The organism is Marinobacterium ramblicola (genome assembly GCF_019084545.1).
Classification (GTDB): domain Bacteria; phylum Pseudomonadota; class Gammaproteobacteria; order Pseudomonadales; family Balneatricaceae; genus Marinobacterium_D; species Marinobacterium_D ramblicola.
Genome location: NZ_JAHREP010000029.1, coordinates 22,057 through 38,059, shown reverse-complemented (window position 1 = coordinate 38,059; position 16,003 = coordinate 22,057). Strand labels below are relative to the sequence as shown.

Here is a 16,003-nt window from a genome sequence, read left to right as displayed (position 1 = left end):
GCGCGACGTGAAATAATCCCGTTTCGCCTTTGGTTAAATTAGGGCAAGGGCTGTGCCAGTTTTTAACTGTTTGAAATTTAATGATTAATTTTCTTTTCTTCGATTTGGTGCGACACTCTGTCGCAATTGAATGAAACAGGTTGGTTTATAGAATGCGACGATTTAAGCGGGGGCTATAAACAGGTAGACAGGTGAATTAATAACCTTCTATGATTTAACGATAACTATAAAAGAGGGGCTTGCACCCGACGTTGTTATGGGCACTTACAATCAAGACCAACCTATATTGCTGCCATCGATGCGAGACCAGGCGGAGATACCCACGCAGATTCGCGGCTCCTGGGAGCGTTGTATCGAGCGCTATCACCTTGAGCCGGGCCGCGATCTGCTGCCGCCTCGTCTGACCGACCGTGAAGTCAAACGCGAGCAGAACGAACTGGACAGTCTGCTGCATGTGGCTGAGCCTGTATTCCAACGTTTACGGCAGATCGGCGACAACTCCGGATACTGCGTACTGGTAACGAATGCCCGTGGCGTTGTGTTGCGCCAGCTGATCGATACCCAGCGTGGACAGGAGTTGGCGGATAACGGTCTGCGAGTCGGCACCGTCTGGACCGAGGAGCTGGTGGGCACCAATGGTCTGGGGACCTGCCTGGCGACACAGGAAGCACTGACGGTTTATGCCGATGAACACTTCGGCCGTGAGCTCAGGCGTTTCAGCTGCTCTACGGCACCGATTATCTCTCCTCATGGCGAGATGATCGGCGCGCTGGATATTTCCACCTATGCTCAGGGCGAAAGGCAGCTGCAGGCTCTGGCGCAGAATCTGGTGTGCGACAGTGCCGACCAGATAGAAGCGGCCATGTTCCGTTATACCTTCCGCTCGGCGCATCTGCTGACCCTCGTCTGGGCGCGGGAGTGCGATCCAGCCAGCAGTAATGCGCTGATCGCTACCAACGACCGCGGCGTCATTATCGGCATCACATCCGCCGCTTTGATGCAGCTCGGTGCCCGGGAGCGCGTGCAGATGATTGGACGCGCGCTGCCGGATCTGTTCGGTGCGACGCTTGAGGAGCTGCAACGCGCACCACTTCGCCTGAGCGACAATCTGCCGCTGCGGCGCGAGTTCTGGCTGGTCTATGCCGATGCCGCGACAACCGGGGTGGGGCTGTCGGTCAAACCTGACCTACGCATCAAACGACCGGATCAACCCGCACTGGAGAGCCCTCTGGCCAGGCTTGCCGGCCAGGACCCGCGCCTGGCGCGCAATGCGGAGATCTGCCACCGGATAATCAACCGCGGTATCAACATCTTGCTGCAGGGCGAAACCGGCACCGGTAAAGAGGTGTGGGCGCGGGCGATCCATGAGTCCAGCGAGCGCAGCGACAAACCCTTTGTCACTCTGAACTGCGCGGCGATTCCCGAATCGCTGATCGAGAGCGAGCTGTTTGGCTACAGCGCCGGTACCTTTACCGGCGCGTTGAAAGGGGGCAAGGTCGGTAAGATCCAGGCCAGTAATGGTGGCACGCTGTTCCTCGACGAGATCGGGGATATGCCGCTGGCGTTGCAGGCGCGTCTGCTGCGCGTATTGGCAGAGGGGGAGATCACCCCGCTGGGCGATATCAAACCTGTGCCCATCGACCTGCATGTGATTACCGCTACCCACCGTGACCTGAAGCAGCTGATTGCGCAGGGCGGATTCCGAGAGGATCTCTACTATCGTATCAGTGGGGTGCGGATCGAATTGCCGGCGCTTCGGGAGCGGGCGGACCGCAGCGCATTGATCGAAAAGATTCTGCAGGAGATCAGTGAGGCGCCAGTGGAACTCGCGTCCGAGGTGCAGCAGCTACTCGATTCGTACCGCTGGCCCGGTAACATCCGTCAGTTGAAGAACGTACTGCAGTTTGCGTTGTGCATGTGCGATGGTGGCAGGGTCGCGCTTGAGGATCTGCCGGAGGAGGTGTTTGCCGCCCCGGCAGAGCGGCACGCCTTGTTGCCGGTCGAGCCGTCCGAGTATCCCCCGGAGCGGATGGTATCGCTCTCCAGACCTCAACCTCAGCTCTCCGCAGCAGAAGAACGTGAGCGCAGCGAACTGATACAGGCGCTGGAGGCGAATCGCTGGGTGGTTTCCCGGACCGCCAGACTGCTCGGTATCAGCCGCTCTACGCTACACCGCAAGATCAATAAATATGACCTGGGCTGAGCTCGGGTTCAGATCACGCTGTTGAAGCACTCCAGCTGTGGCGGGCCAAGGTAGATATCCTTGGCCGGGCGTGCGTTGGCGTGTGCCTTGCGGAACGCTTCCGATTTGGTCCAGTTGATAAACGCCTCTTCCGACTCCCAGATACTGTGGGAGGCGAACAGGGTGTACTCCTCGGTGCTCGGTCCCTGCAACAGGTTGAAGCTCTTGAATCCGGGCACCTCGTCCAGATGGCTCTCCCGGCTTTTCCAGATCTCGATGAAATCCTGCTCCTTGCCCGGAGCGATACGAAAACGGTTCATGGCTAGGTACATGGGTCTTTCCTGATCGCCTGACATTATATGGTGTGACTGCCTACCTTAGCGGGAGTCGATGTTGCTGTCACATGCTGCGATGCAATAAGCAGAAATTGGCGATATCAATAAATGCCATAAACAATGGCTATTTAGTTTTCTCGCCGTCACTGCCTACGCTTAATGGATACACAGTAATCAGAGCAGGGGGCGTAATGGAGAAAGAGCGCCAGTTAAGGCTTGCAGCAGAGTTTGAGACAGCAAGCACCGCTCCGCCCAAAGCGCTCGTCGAGCTGCTGGCATTGGCCGATGTACGGATCAACGGTGACCGACCCTGGGATATCCAGGTGTTTGACGACCGCCTTTACTCGGCGGTGCTGACCCGCGGCACATTGGGCTTCGGAGAGGCTTACATGGACGGCCTGTGGGAAGCGCATGATCTTTCCGGTCTGATGGCGCGGGTGATGGGTGCACGCCTGGACGAGAAGCCGCTTGGCAGAGCCAAAGTATTCTTTTTCCTGCACTACCTGCGTGCGCGGATGATAAATCTGCAGAGTTCAAGCCGGGCGTTTCAGGTCGGCGAACAGCATTACGATATCGGCAATGATCTCTACGCAGAGATGCTGGACCCCCATTGGTGTTACAGCTGCGGCTACTGGCGTGATGCGACGGATCTTGACGCCGCTCAGGTGGCGAAGCTGGATCTGATCTGCCGTAAGCTGAAACTCGAACCGGGCATGAAGGTGCTGGAGGTTGGCTGCGGTTGGGGCAGTCTGGCGGCCTATATGTCACAGCATTACGGGGTTGAAGTTCGGGGTATTACGATCTCGAAAGAGCAGGCGAATATGGCCAGAACGCGTTGTGCAGGACTTCCGGTGGCGATAGATCTGGTCGATTACCGGGATGTAACGGGTCACTACGACCGGGTGGTCTCGGTGGGTATGTTCGAACATGTGGGGCGTAAAAACTACGCCACCTACTTCTCTACACTCGCCCGCTGCGTAAAACCGGATGGCCTTTTCCTGCTTCATACCATCGGTACCGATAACGAGCGTTGCGGCGTCGACCCCTGGATCGACCGCTATATATTCCCCAACGGCGAGTTGCCGACGCTGGATAAACTGCTTGCTACCTGCAAGCAGCAGTTCCATGTAGAGGACCTGCACAACTTCGGTACCGACTATGACAGGACGTTGATGGCCTGGTGGAGCAACTTTCAGTCCGCTTGGCCCCGGCTGTCAGCGCATTACGATGAGCGTTTCTTCCGCATGTGGCGCTACTATCTGATGAGTTGCGCCGGTTTCTTTCGTGCCAAGCGTGGGCAGTTGTGGCAATTGGTGCTGGCACCGCTGGAGAGTCAGCAGGTATACCGGTCGGTGCGTTGAAATAGGATGTAATTCTGCATAGCCTGCCAACAGAAGTAGCAGCAGGGAACAGGGAGTCGCAATGTATTCAGAGGTTTTGGCGTTCTGGTTTGACGAGATAGACCCCGCCAGTTGGTGGAAAAAGGATGAAACATTCGATCGTACGGTCGAGACACGGTTCGGTGAGTTGCACCGGCAAGCCTGTATGGGCGAGCTTTTTACCTGGCGCAAGCGTGCCGACGGGCGGCTTGCCGAGATCATTCTTCTGGATCAGTTTTCACGCAACATCTATCGCGACAAGCCCGAGGCGTTCGCCTGGGATGGCATGGCGTTGGTATTGGCGCAGGAGGCGGTATCGATAGGTGCCGATATGGCACTGTCCAAGCCTCAACGCCGTTTTCTGTATATGCCCTACATGCACTCGGAGTCTGCGACTATCCATCTCCAGGCCGAACAGCTGTTCCGCTCGGCCGGCTCGGACGACGCCTACGACTATGAGCTGAAACACAAGGCGATCATCGATCGCTTTGGACGCTACCCCCATCGAAACTCGATCCTCGGACGCGAATCGACGGCAGAGGAGGTCGAGTTCCTTAGCCAGCCCGGTTCCAGTTTTTAGACTTGGCTATCCGGACTCAGGTGCCTAGGCACAGCTTTCTTTCCAGGTTCAGCTGAGTAGATTCGGTTTTTAGACCAGCGGTGCCGTCAAACGCGGCCCTTCGGCCAATAGTTCAGCCAGTCGGTTGAGCCCGATCTCCAGTGCTTCGATGTGAGCCGGTGGCGTAAGGCAGATTCGGATCGCCTGGGGGGCGGGTTGGCTGCCGACACAGAAGGGTTCTGGGCTGATCAGCGTGACACCGCGCTGTGCTGCCAGATCGATGAAGTCGCTGGCACGCCAGGGCTCGGGCAGGTGCAGCCAGGCGTAGAAGCCGCAGGGGTGGCCGATAAAATCGTATCCGGAGAGTGTCTTTTCCAGCAGCGCATGGCGGGCGTTCAGCTCCTGCCACTGCCAGTCTATCAGCATGCTTGAGCCCTCCGAACTGAGCCACTCGCAGGCTACCGACCCCATCAGTCCAGGGCTGGCCCAACACTGGGCGCGCAGTCCGGCGCAGAGCTGGGGGATCAGGTTGCCGGGCGCACGCAGGCAGCCAAAGCGCAAGCCTCCCGAGAGTATCTTGGACACGCTGAAAATATACAGCGACCGTTCCGGCGCCAGCTGATAAAAGGGTGTGCCGCGCAGTTCGGGGCGGACGAATTGCACACCGTCTTCCAGTAGCAGCAGATCGTACTTGCGCGCGATGCGCACAATCTCTTCACGGCGGTGCTGACCCATATGAGCCGCCGTCGGGTTGTTGTGTTCCGGCATCAGATACAGCAAGCGGATACGCTGGCGTTGGCACAACCGCTCCAGCGCGTCAGGGCGCATCCCCTCGCGATCCATCGAGACCGGCAGGTGTTTCAGTCCGAGTTGCCGGGCTGCCGCGATCATACCGGGATAGGTCAGGGCATCGGAGGCGACCGCCTCGCCCGGCCTGATCAGCGATTGCAGGGCAAGATAATCGGCATGCTGACCGCCGATGGTCAGGATCAGATCCTTTGCATCGGTTTCCAGCCCCTGATGGGTGAGCCAGGCAGCGAGCTGCTCCCGTTGGCGCAGGTTACCCTGCTCGGACTGGTAATCGAGCGAGTCGCCCAGTTCAATAGCCTGCTCACTGACGCGGGCGAGTACTGCCGAGAGCTGCTGGGTGCGCAGCGGGTTGGGGATCGGCACGCTCAACGACAGGTCGATACTGTCGGTGGTGGCGCGTGACAGGTGATGGAAATCCGGTGTGTCCGCCTGGACTCCACGTACACGCGTACCGCTACCCACACGTGCTTCTACCAGGCCACGACGTTCAGCCTCCCGGTAGGCGCGGGTGATGGTACCCACTGTTACCTTGAGCGCATCGGCCAGCAGGCGCTGCGGCGGCAGACGCTCGCCCGGCTTCAGCTCGCCACTGGCGATCGCCGTGGCGATCTGGTTGGCCAGGGTCTTGTAACGCGGGCCCTCCGGTACCTCGGTAGAGGGAAGCCAGCTGCAGCGCTGACGGGCTTTGTCTTGAATGCTCACCTGCTGTTCTCCCGGTTTTAGGCGTGGTGTCGGGCTTGGGTCTGGCTGTCGAGTTAATTGTCATCCTGACAATTGATTGTGAGGGGTGCAAAGTTGCAATTGATACCCAAACAATCCGCCTTTAAAGTTAATTGTATGCCTTGTTATGGCTGATATTAACTAACTTTTTTCAAATTGTATCCATACAATTGTGATCGAATGCATGGAGGTGCATATGTCTACGTTTCGTACTCCTGTGAATGCTAACCGCCAGAACTCTGTCGTGGCGAAGCGAAGGGTGAATGTGCGAGCGGTGGCTATGCGCAAGGTGGATATCGGTCTCATCCATATCGAGTGCTCCGGGTTAAGGAGGTCATCATGATTACAACCACTGAACTTCTGGCACTGGTTGGACCGTTCATGGCATTTGCCTTCAGTATGTCGGCAACGCCCGGTCCCAATAACATGATGCTGACCGCCTCCGGTGCCAATCATGGCTTTCGCCGCACATTACCGCACATGATGGGCATCACTGTGGGCTGTATGGCCCTGATGGGTGGCGTGGCCCTGGGCCTCGGTGCGCTGTTCCAGCAATGGCCGGTGTTGCAAACATCGCTGAAGGTGATCGGCAGTGTTTATCTGATCTGGCTGGCCTGGAAGATCGCCAGTGCGCCGGCACCGGGAAAGGCCGACGTAAAAGCGGTTCGCCAGCCGTTTACCTTCTGGCAGGCGGCGGCATTTCAGTTCGCCAACCCCAAGGCCTGGGTGATGGCAGTCTCGGGAATTGCATCGTTTTCGTTGACCGGCGATGCCTTTATCAGCTCAGCTGCGGTGTTGATCCTGTTGATGGGAATCACCAATCTGCCCTCGATAGCGCTTTGGGCCGGTTTTGGCGTGGCGATCGGCCGCCTGCTGAGAACCCCCCGGCACTGGCGCTGGTTCAATATCGGTATGGGTAGCCTGACCGCTGCCTGCGTGCTGATGATCTTGCTCTGATGACACCCGGTCGGGTGCCGCTGCGCTAACGGACTCAAGGGTCGGCATTGCCGGCCCTTTTGTTTTGAAAAAGCGACCAATTGTTTTCGATGGTGTTGCTATTTGTAGCCAGCATGACTATTTGTAAAACATTAACCTTAAGGGGCATCCATCCCTGAAGCGAGAGTGATCGGATTTCGCTGTCGCTGAATTGCAATAAAAAGGATGACCTGATTGTCTGAGAGTGGCAGAATCGCAAGATTAACTGATCACATGGTCAAAAATGGTACGAAGTGTGCAGAATAAGAGCCCATGACCGAAAAAAGAACTGCCCTTGAACTGATTGATATCTACAAGTCGTATGGCTCTCTTGAGGTGCTTAAGGGAGTTTCACTGAGTGCGAGCGATGGAGAGGTGATCTCCATCCTGGGGTCCAGCGGCTCTGGTAAAAGTACACTGCTTCGCTGCATCAACCTGCTCGAGAAGCCGAGCAAAGGACGCATCGTTGTTTCGGGGGAGGAGTTGGAACTGGCTCCCGGCAAAGACGGTGACCTGCACGCCAAATCCACACGCCAACTTGAGCGGATGCGCTCCCAGATCGGTTTCGTGTTTCAGAATTTCAATCTCTGGCCACACAAGTCGATCATCGAAAACATCATTGAGGCACCGACGCAGGTGCTAAAACAGTCCAAGGATGAAGCGGTTGCCCGCGCCGAGAAATTGCTTGACCGAGTCGGGCTGCTCGACAAGCGCAACGTCTACCCGGCGAACCTGTCCGGCGGTCAGCAGCAGCGTATCGCCATAGCCCGGGCATTGGCCATGGAACCTCAGGTTCTGCTGTTCGATGAACCCACCTCTGCGCTCGATCCGGAACTGGTCAATGAAGTATTGGCGGTCATGCGCTCCCTCGCCGACGAGGGGCGTACCATGCTGATCGTCACGCACGAGATGCGGTTTGCGCGTGAGGTGTCCAATCAGGTGGTGTTCCTGCATCAGGGACAGATCGAGGAAGCGGGTACACCTGAGCAGGTGTTCGATCATCCGAAATCCCAACGGGTACGAGATTTCATGGCCAGCCACGGCTAACGGGCCGGGCTGATGGCTTTAACTACCACGTTCAACCAAAACAACAATCGGTGAGAATACTATGAAGCTAAGCAAAGTGATTACAGCGCTGTCGTTGGTAACCCTGACCGCTTTGGGTTCCTCGCTGGCCAGCGCCGGTGACAAGATTCGCATCGCGACAGAGGGCGCTTATGCTCCGTTCAATATGACCAATGAGCAGGGTGAAGCCGTTGGTTTCGATGTGGATATCGCCAAGGCTCTGTGTGCCGAAATGAAAGCGGATTGCGAGATCGTGACTCAGGATTGGGACGGTATCATCCCCGGTCTGATGGGGCGCAAATACGATGCGATCGTCGCCTCCATGTCGATCACCGAAGAGCGCCTGCGCGTGGTGGATTTCACCGAGCCCTACTATTCCAACGTGCTGGCCTTTGTCGGCCCAGAGGGTAAGGCGCTGGATACAAGCAAAGAGGGGCTGAAAGGTCTGACCGTCGGCGCCCAGCGTGCCACTGTAGCGGGGCAGTACCTGGAAGATAACCTGGCCGACGTGGTCAATGTGAAGCTGTACGACACCCAGGACAACGCTTACCTGGATCTGAGCGCCGGCCGTCTGGACGCGCTGCTGTCGGACAAGTTCCCGGCGTATGACTGGCTGCAGAGCGCGGATGGCAAAGGCTTCGAGTTCAAGGGCGAGGATATCGATATCGATGACAAGATCGCCATCGCCGTGCGCAAGGGCGACCCGCTGAAGGATAAGTTCAGCGCCGCGATCAAGGCGATTGTCGATAACGGCACCTATGCCGAGATCAACGCCAAGTACTTCCCGTTTTCCATCTATTAATGCGTATACCTGGTCTCGGTAAATACCGGGGCCAGGGTTGCAGAGAAGCTGTTCAATGGATCTTCTCGGATTCGGTGATCTTCTGCTGTCGGGCACCTGGGTCACCATTAAGCTGGCGCTGACCAGTCTCTTTTTCGGCCTGATTTTCGGGCTGATCGGGGCGTCGGCCAAACTCTCCGGTTTCTGGTTCGCCCGTACGCTGGCGACCCTCTATACCACCTTTGTGCGCGGTATACCCGAGCTGCTGCTGGTGTTGACGATCTACTTCGGTGGTTCGGCCGTGTTGATGGCGGTCGCGTCCAATTTCGGCTACGACGAATATATCGAGATCAGCGCCTTTGGCGCTGGGGTGGCGGCACTGTCGATCGCCTTCGGTGCCTATTCGACTGAGGTGTTCAGGGCCGCGATCCAGGCGATACCGAAGGGGCAGTGGGAGTCGGCCCAGGCGTTGGGCATGACGCCGCTGAAACTCTTTTTCCGCATTATCCTGCCGCAGGTGTGGCGTTTGGCCCTGCCGGGACTGGGCAACCTGTTTCAGGTGCTGCTCAAGGATACCGCGCTGGTTTCGGTGGTGGGGCTTAGCGATATCATGCGCCAGGCCTATGTCGCTACCGGATCCACCAAGCAACCTTTTACTTTCTACATGGCGGCCGCTTTGATCTATCTGGGACTGACCGTACTGTCGACGTCGATCAATACCTGGCTTGAGCGTATGGCCGATCCGGCCGCGCGGGGGGCACGGGCATGAATTGGAACTGGGATGTCATCATCGAGCACCTCCCACGCCTGCTCGATGGCGTCTGGGTTACGTTGCAGTTGGTGTTTGTCTCCGGTATCGCGGGCTTGCTGTTAGCTGTGCCGCTGGCGCTGATGCGCACATCAACCAGGATCTGGCTCAGGGCCTTGCCTTTTGCCTATATCTTTTTCTTTCGCGGTACACCGCTGCTGGTGCAGATATTCCTGATCTACTACGGCTCATCCCAATTCGAGGCCGTGCGCGAGTCTGCGCTCTGGCCGATCCTTCGGGAACCGTACTGGTGTGCGATCATCGCCTTCACACTGAATACCGCCGCCTATTCGGCCGAGCTGATCCGCGGGGCTATCCAGGCGATACCCAAGGGTGAGCTGGAGGCCGCCGATGTCTTTGGCATGAGTCACTGGCTCAAGGTGCGGCGCATCGTGCTGCCCCGTGCCTTTGGCATCGTGCTGCCGGCCTACGGCAACGAGCTGATATTGATGCTCAAAGGCAGCTCTCTGGCCTCCACCATCACCCTGCTCGATATTACCGGCGCCGCACGTACGATCATCGCGCGCACCTACACGCCGTTGGAGATCTTCTTCGCCGCCGGCATGCTGTATCTGCTGATCAGCGCGCTGATGATCGGGGGCTTCCGCGTGCTTGAGAGGCGGCTAAACCGTCATCACCACTATCGCGCACCGGAGCAGATATCGAAGATCGATCCCCGCCTGGCGGAGTGATCGCCGATCTGGCGTGCCCGTTAAGGCAGGCCAGATCGAGTTCGCCGCACCGCTTGCCCGTTTAATATTCTTTTAGCACTTCGCGAACCTTCTCTTCACAACGGCGTTTGTCGCTTCCGCCTAATCTAGCCTCTGTCGATAAATTATTGCGGAGGTGCGACATGCAATATGGTCGTTACAACATCATCGCAATCTGGCGATCTTTGTCGCCGAAAATCTTCAACATATGCATGTGGAAGAGACGCTGAATGCATGCATACTCTGGGAGCAATTCAGCGACGAGCAGATCCTGGCGATCGAAAAGCAGTTGGTGGAGTCGTTGACACCCGATGAGTAGCTCGATTCGTTGATCGGGATGTTGACCTATATCTCTCATTCCGAGCGTATCGAGTTGCTGCATGCCTTCTCAGGGCAGATACCGCCCGACGCGGTCAATCAGCTGCTCCTTACCCTGCGTGGTCGACTGGAGGATACCTGCCTCGATCGTTTGGTGGCTCTGGTGATGACAGGGACAGCTGAGCAGGACGAGAGCGCGGCTTGACATAGCGCCGGCTGGGGTGATTCCCAGCCGGAAATTCTTGACGGATAATGTGGGCATTCAGAGTGTCTATTCCGTCGGGTATCCCATGGTGTCTACTCTTTCTTCTGCGCAGCTGGACCCTTCTGTGGCCGCATTCATTTCAGGCCGGCAGTCGATCCATGTGGCAGCGGTAACCGAACAATCCCGTCCGACCCTGACCAGAGGGTTGGCTTGCAGCGTCAACGAAGAACGAATGCGGGTCAGGATTCTGCTGTCGGCTTCCCGGTCGGAGCAGTTGCTTCGGGCGCTCGCCTGCAACCCGCTAATCGCCGCAGTATTCAGTAATCCCGAGGATAACAAAACCCTGCAGCTGAAGGGCGTCGATGCTGAGATCGCCGAAGCGACTGAGGAGGATCGGGCATTGCTCGCACCCTACGTCCAGACCTTTGCGGCCAAGGTTCAGCGCTTTAATGTACAGGAGATCTTTGTTCGTACACTGTTCAGTTGCGAACCGGACGACCTGGTGTCGGTCAGCTTCACACCGGTCACCGCCTTTAAGCAGACTCCCGGCAATAGGGCCGGTGATCCTGTTCCCTTGGGAGTTAAGCTGTCATGAGCTGGACGCTCGAGAAGATGCGGGACTGTCTGGAGGGCATTGTGCCCTGTGCCGTGGCCACCTGCGGCGCCGACGGCATGCCGAACGTGACCTACGTGTCACAGACCATGTACGTGGACAGTCGCCATATCGCGTTATCGTTTCAGTTCTTCAACAAGACGCGGGAAAACATCCTGGCCAATCCGATAGCATCGGTGTTGATGATGGATCCCTACACGGCAGCGCGTTACCAGCTCACCATCCACTATCTGAAAACCGAAACCTCGGGGCCTCTGTTCGAGAGAATGCGGGCCAAGCTCGCCGGCATCGCCTCCCACGAAGGGATGGAGGGGGTGTTCCACCTGCGTGGTGTCGATCTCTACCGAGTGCTCGAAATCGAGCACCTGCCGGGGCGCGAGTTGCCACCGGCCCAATACGGGCCTGCCCTGTTACCTGCTTTGCGCCATTGCGTAGGCGCGATCACCAGCTACAGCTCGCTGGAGGATCTGGTGGATAACCTGTTGGGTGCGCTGGATCGCCATCTGCAGATCCAATACAGCATGCTGTTGATGGCGGATCTGCCGGGCAATAAGTTGTATACCCTGTCCAGTCGTGGTTACGGCCGCTCAGGTGTCGGTGCGGAGATCCCGCTGGGGGTCGGCGTCATCGGCGTCGCTGCCCGAGAGCAGGTGCCGATACGGATCATGTTTGCAGCGTCCGAGTATGTTTATAGTCGTACGGTGCGTGATCAGGCGATCAGTGACGGTCTGGCGCGACAGCTGGAGGAGCGCATCCCAATGCCGGGGCTGGAAGCGCCAGCCAGCCAGATCGCCGTACCGATCCTCTGTAACGACGAACTGCTCGGTGTGCTTTACGCGGAGAGCGAGCAGGAGTGCCAGTTTGGTTATGACATCGAAGATGTGCTGGTCTCGATCTGCGCACAGGCGGGGGAGGCTATGGGGCGGTTGCGCCTTCAGCTCGTGGATCATCCGGCACCGGAGGCGGTGACGTCGAATCCTGAGCCGGTAGCGGCGGGCGGGGAGACGCTCCAGGTCAGGTATTACCCGCGTGACCACAGCATCTTCTTCGATAACGAATACCTGATCAAAGGGGTAGCGGGGGCTATTCTCTGGTACATGCTAGCCAGGCACGCAGAGCAGGGGCGCACGGAGTTCAGTAACCGTGAACTCCGTCTCGCGCAGGAGATCCCGCTGCCGGATATAACCGACAACCTCGATGCGCGCCTGCTGCTGTTGTCCAGGCGCCTGCAGGAACGCTGTGCTGCTATCTCGCTGGAGAAGAGCGGCCGAGGGCGGGTGCGCCTTCAGCTACGTCGCCCCGTAGAGCTGCACGCAGAGGGTTAGCGGTCACTCGCCACCGCTTCCGGGAAGACCGGCTCCAGTGATACGTATGGCGTCGTGATGGCGGCGCCCGGCGGCAGCGCGGCAGGCGAAGCAGTACCCTTGGCCCCCAGGTCCCGGATGTAATGGAAGAGGGCGCTCTTATCCTCTTCGGTCATCGTCTGTAGTGCGGGCCAGGGCATTGGTGGCAGCCCGCCGGCTGAAATGCGATCCAGCCACTGCTGCAGTGTCATCGCATCCGCCGTAAGGCGCAGGTTTGCGGCGTAGCTTACCCCCCAGGGGCCGGCAAAACCGACGTCACTGCCCAGCAACCAATCCTGTTCCACGGTTTTACCCATCGATTGCGAGTAACCGGGTGTGTGGCAATCATTGCAGCCGCCGATCTCGATCAGGTAGCGCCCACGGTCAAGTTCGTCGGTTGCCGGCTGCGCGGCGACACCGGTGGATAGGATCAATACGCTCATCGCGAGTGGTATCAGAGCCTTCATCTGGAGCCTCTCCGTCCAAGTTTGTCTATGCTTATGTGTCGATCCGGTGATCGACAGGCACAGAGTAGCGCCGCCAATAAGCCCGTGCTGTTAGGAGTATGCTTATAAATACTTAAAAGATTGCTAAGCTGTATCACTCGGCTGACCGGCATAAAAAAACCGGACACTTTGCAGTGTCCGGTTTTGTCTTCAGCGATTAGCCGAGAGGTCTGAAATAGACCGGTCTTAGATTAGACAGCCAGGGACTCCAGCAGGCCGTTCAGCGTAGAGCTCGGACGCATCACAGCAGCCATCTTGGCGAGATCCGGGTGGTAGTAACCACCGATCTCAACGGCTTTGCCCTGGACGCTGGAGAGCTCGTCGAGGATCTTCTGCTCGTTGGCGGTCATCGCTTCAGCCAGCGGCTTGAAGATGGCGGCCAGCTCGGCGTCTTCGCTCTGCGCTGCCAGCTCCTGAGCCCAGTACATCGCCAGGTAGAAGTGGCTGCCGCGGTTGTCCAGCTCGCCGGTCTTGCGTGACGGAGACTTGTTGTTCTCCAGCAGCTTGCCAGTGGCCTTGTCCAGCGCCTGACCCAGTACGCGGGCGCGCTTGTTGTCGTTCTTGATCCCCATCTCGTCGAGGGAGACCGCCAGGGCCAGGAACTCGCCGAGGGAGTCCCAACGCAGGTGGTTCTCTTCCAGCAGCTGCTGTACATGCTTGGGTGCAGAACCGCCGGCACCGGTTTCGTACATGCCGCCACCGGCCATCAGCGGCACGATGGAGAGCATCTTGGCCGAGGTGCCCAGCTCCATGATCGGGAACAGGTCAGTCAGGTAGTCGCGCAGCACGTTGCCGGTGACAGAGATGGTATCCTTGCCGCGGATCAGGCGCTCCATGGAGAAGCGGATCGCTTCGTTGTAGCCCATGATGTAGATGTCGAGATCGTCGGTATCATACTCTTCCAGATACTCTTCGACCTTGGCCTTCAGCTGCATGTCGTGGGCGCGCTCGGGATCCAGCCAGAAGATGGCCGGGGTGTTGGACTGGCGGGCACGGGTAACGGCCAGCTTGACCCAGTCGCGGATCGGCGCATCCTTGGTCTGGCAGGCACGCCAGATATCGCCTTTCTCAACTTCGTGCTGCATCAGCACTTCGCCGGTCGCGGCGTTGACCACACGCATGGTGCCGTCGGCCTTCATCTCGAAGGTCTTGTCGTGAGAACCGTACTCTTCCGCCTTCTGCGCCATCAGGCCCACGTTGGGCACCGTACCCATGGTGGTCGGATCGAAGGCGCCGTTGGTCTTGCAGAAGTTGATCATCTCCTGGTAGATACGGGCGTAGGTGCTCTCCGGCATCACCGCCTTGGTATCTTTCTGTTTGCCATCGCGGCCCCACATCTGGCCTGAGTTGCGGATCATCGCCGGCATGGAGGCGTCGACGATAACGTCGCTGGGGATGTGCAGGTTGGTGACGCCCTTGACGGAGTCGACCATCGCCATCTCCGGACGCTCGGCGTAGCAGTCATGGATATCCTGCAGGATCTCCTCCTGCTTGGAGTCCGGCAGGCTCTTGATCTTGTCGTATACGCTGGACAGGCCGTTGTTCGGGTTGACGCCGATCTCGTGGAACAGTTCGCCGTGCTTCTCGAACAGGTCTTTGTAGTAAACGGTGACCGCATGACCGAACACGATGGGGTGAGACACCTTCATCATGGTCGCTTTCACGTGCAGGGACCACATGACACCGGTCTCTTTGCAGTCGTTCAGCGTCTCTTCGAAGAAATCACGCAGCGCCTTGCAGCTCATGAACATGCTGTCGAGCACTTCACCCTGCAGCAGGCTCAGCTCTTTTTTGACCTCGACCTGGCCATCCTTGCCGACGAACTCGATACGCACATCGCCCGCTTCCGGCATGGTGATCGACTGTTCGCTGGAGAAGAAGTCGCCGCCGCGCATGTAATCGGCATGAGACTGGGAGGCCTTGCTCCACTTGCCCATGGAGTGCGGGAACTTGCGAGCATAAGCCTTGACCGCGGCCGGAGCGCGACGGTCGGAGTTACCTTCACGCAGAACCGGGTTTACCGCACTGCCGAGGATCTTGCTGTAACGCGCCTTGATCTCTTTCTCTTCATCAGTGGTGGCTTCGTCCGGGAAGCTCGGCACGTCGTAGCCCTGGGACTGCAGCTCGGCGATAGCGGCGCGCAGCTGGGGTACGGAGGCGCTGATGTTGGGGAGCTTGATGATGTTGGCGGACGGGTCCTGGGTCAATGCGCCCAGTTCGGCCAAGGCGTCCGCTACGCGCTGATCTTCGCTCAGGCGCTCTGGAAAGGTCGCCAGGATACGCGCTGCTACGGAGATGTCACTGGTTTCGACTTCGATGCCGGCGGCGGCAGCGAAGGAGCGTACGATCGGCAGCAGAGACTGCGTCGCCAGCGCCGGCGCTTCATCGGTAATGGTGTAAACGATTTTCTGATTTGATGTCGTCATTCTTTTCCCCAGTGTTGTATGGCTGATGTGGCCGAAGATGTTCGAAAAGGTGACTTGTGATCGCCCTAATCAACAGAACTGCTACTTTATAAGTATTTTTTTTGGCGTTGCATTGTACCGAAAGCGAGGCTCCCGATATACCGAAATTAAGCGATCAAGCGCCGTTTTAGGGCCGTTCTAGCCATAAGTCTAATAAGATTTACCGCTGATCTTGCGGCTCTCATATCGCAACAGCGGTGTCGAATACGTCTTTGGTCGAAGAGGGGGG

Annotated in this window: 16 protein-coding genes; 12 read left to right on the top strand and 4 right to left on the bottom strand. The window is 58.0% G+C overall.

Features of this window, described 5'->3' with window-relative positions:
• The first annotated feature begins 298 nt into the window (after positions 1 to 298).
• Positions 299 to 2,203 (top strand): sigma-54-dependent Fis family transcriptional regulator, encoded by a 1,905-nt coding sequence (locus KQ940_RS19090; RefSeq protein ID WP_217415532.1) that lies wholly within the window; start codon positions 299 to 301, stop codon positions 2,201 to 2,203.
• An 8-nt stretch (positions 2,204 to 2,211) separates the two neighbouring features.
• On the opposite strand, the gene hmuQ is transcribed toward KQ940_RS19090, so the two are convergent.
• Positions 2,212 to 2,514 (bottom strand): heme-degrading protein HmuQ, encoded by a 303-nt coding sequence (gene hmuQ, locus KQ940_RS19085; RefSeq protein ID WP_217415530.1) that lies wholly within the window; start codon positions 2,512 to 2,514, stop codon positions 2,212 to 2,214.
• 194 nt (positions 2,515 to 2,708) lie between these two features.
• Here hmuQ and cfa point away from each other — a divergent pair, with 194 nt between their 5' ends.
• On the top strand, positions 2,709 to 3,878 hold the full coding sequence (gene cfa / locus KQ940_RS19080) for a cyclopropane fatty acyl phospholipid synthase (protein ID WP_217415528.1): 1,170 nt from the start codon (positions 2,709 to 2,711) through the stop codon (positions 3,876 to 3,878).
• Positions 3,879 to 3,939: 61 nt separating this feature from the next.
• Positions 3,940 to 4,476, top strand: coding sequence for a DUF924 family protein (locus KQ940_RS19075; RefSeq protein ID WP_217415527.1), 537 nt, complete (start codon positions 3,940 to 3,942; stop codon positions 4,474 to 4,476).
• Positions 4,477 to 4,545: 69 nt separating this feature from the next.
• Here the strand turns inward: KQ940_RS19075 and KQ940_RS19070 are convergent, their stop codons facing one another.
• Entirely contained in the window at positions 4,546 to 5,967 is a 1,422-nt protein-coding gene (locus KQ940_RS19070) for an aminotransferase-like domain-containing protein (protein ID WP_343222693.1), read from the bottom strand.
• A gap of 357 nt (positions 5,968 to 6,324) precedes the next feature.
• On the opposite strand from KQ940_RS19070, the gene KQ940_RS19065 reads away from it, so the two are divergent.
• From KQ940_RS19065 to KQ940_RS19025, 9 genes are all read left to right on the top strand, one after another.
• On the top strand, positions 6,325 to 6,942 hold the full coding sequence (locus tag KQ940_RS19065) for a LysE family translocator (protein ID WP_217415526.1): 618 nt from the start codon (positions 6,325 to 6,327) through the stop codon (positions 6,940 to 6,942).
• Between the two features lie 291 nt (positions 6,943 to 7,233).
• Positions 7,234 to 8,007 (top strand): ABC transporter ATP-binding protein, encoded by a 774-nt coding sequence (locus tag KQ940_RS19060; protein ID WP_217415524.1) that lies wholly within the window; start codon positions 7,234 to 7,236, stop codon positions 8,005 to 8,007.
• Positions 8,008 to 8,068: 61 nt separating this feature from the next.
• On the top strand, positions 8,069 to 8,827 hold the full coding sequence (locus tag KQ940_RS19055) for an ABC transporter substrate-binding protein (protein WP_217415522.1): 759 nt from the start codon (positions 8,069 to 8,071) through the stop codon (positions 8,825 to 8,827).
• Positions 8,828 to 8,882: 55 nt separating this feature from the next.
• The gene (locus KQ940_RS19050; protein ID WP_217415520.1) at positions 8,883 to 9,575 is read left to right on the top strand and encodes an ABC transporter permease; all 693 of its coding nucleotides are present in this window, start codon (positions 8,883 to 8,885) and stop codon (positions 9,573 to 9,575) included.
• A complete protein-coding gene (locus KQ940_RS19045) occupies positions 9,572 to 10,306 on the top strand; it encodes an ABC transporter permease (protein ID WP_217415519.1) in 735 nt (244 codons plus the stop codon). The genes KQ940_RS19050 and KQ940_RS19045 overlap by 4 nt, the downstream gene beginning before the upstream one ends.
• Positions 10,307 to 10,460: 154 nt before the next feature.
• Positions 10,461 to 10,643, top strand: a complete 183-nt coding sequence (locus tag KQ940_RS19040) for a hemerythrin domain-containing protein (protein ID WP_217415517.1) — start codon at positions 10,461 to 10,463, stop codon at positions 10,641 to 10,643.
• An 18-nt stretch (positions 10,644 to 10,661) separates the two neighbouring features.
• The gene (locus KQ940_RS19035) at positions 10,662 to 10,847 is read left to right on the top strand and encodes a hypothetical protein (RefSeq protein ID WP_217415516.1); all 186 of its coding nucleotides are present in this window, start codon (positions 10,662 to 10,664) and stop codon (positions 10,845 to 10,847) included.
• A gap of 124 nt (positions 10,848 to 10,971) precedes the next feature.
• The gene (locus KQ940_RS19030) at positions 10,972 to 11,442 is read left to right on the top strand and encodes a hypothetical protein (RefSeq protein WP_217415515.1); all 471 of its coding nucleotides are present in this window, start codon (positions 10,972 to 10,974) and stop codon (positions 11,440 to 11,442) included.
• Positions 11,439 to 12,785, top strand: coding sequence for a pyridoxamine 5'-phosphate oxidase family protein (locus tag KQ940_RS19025; RefSeq protein ID WP_217415513.1), 1,347 nt, complete (start codon positions 11,439 to 11,441; stop codon positions 12,783 to 12,785). Before KQ940_RS19030 ends, KQ940_RS19025 begins: the two co-directional genes overlap by 4 nt.
• Here KQ940_RS19025 and KQ940_RS19020 read toward each other — a convergent pair.
• Positions 12,782 to 13,270, bottom strand: coding sequence for a hypothetical protein (locus tag KQ940_RS19020; RefSeq protein WP_217415511.1), 489 nt, complete (start codon positions 13,268 to 13,270; stop codon positions 12,782 to 12,784). The genes KQ940_RS19025 and KQ940_RS19020 overlap by 4 nt on opposite strands.
• Positions 13,271 to 13,500: 230 nt before the next feature.
• A complete protein-coding gene (locus tag KQ940_RS19015) occupies positions 13,501 to 15,735 on the bottom strand; it encodes an NADP-dependent isocitrate dehydrogenase (protein WP_217415509.1) in 2,235 nt (744 codons plus the stop codon).
• Between the last annotated feature and the right edge of the window lie 268 nt (positions 15,736 to 16,003).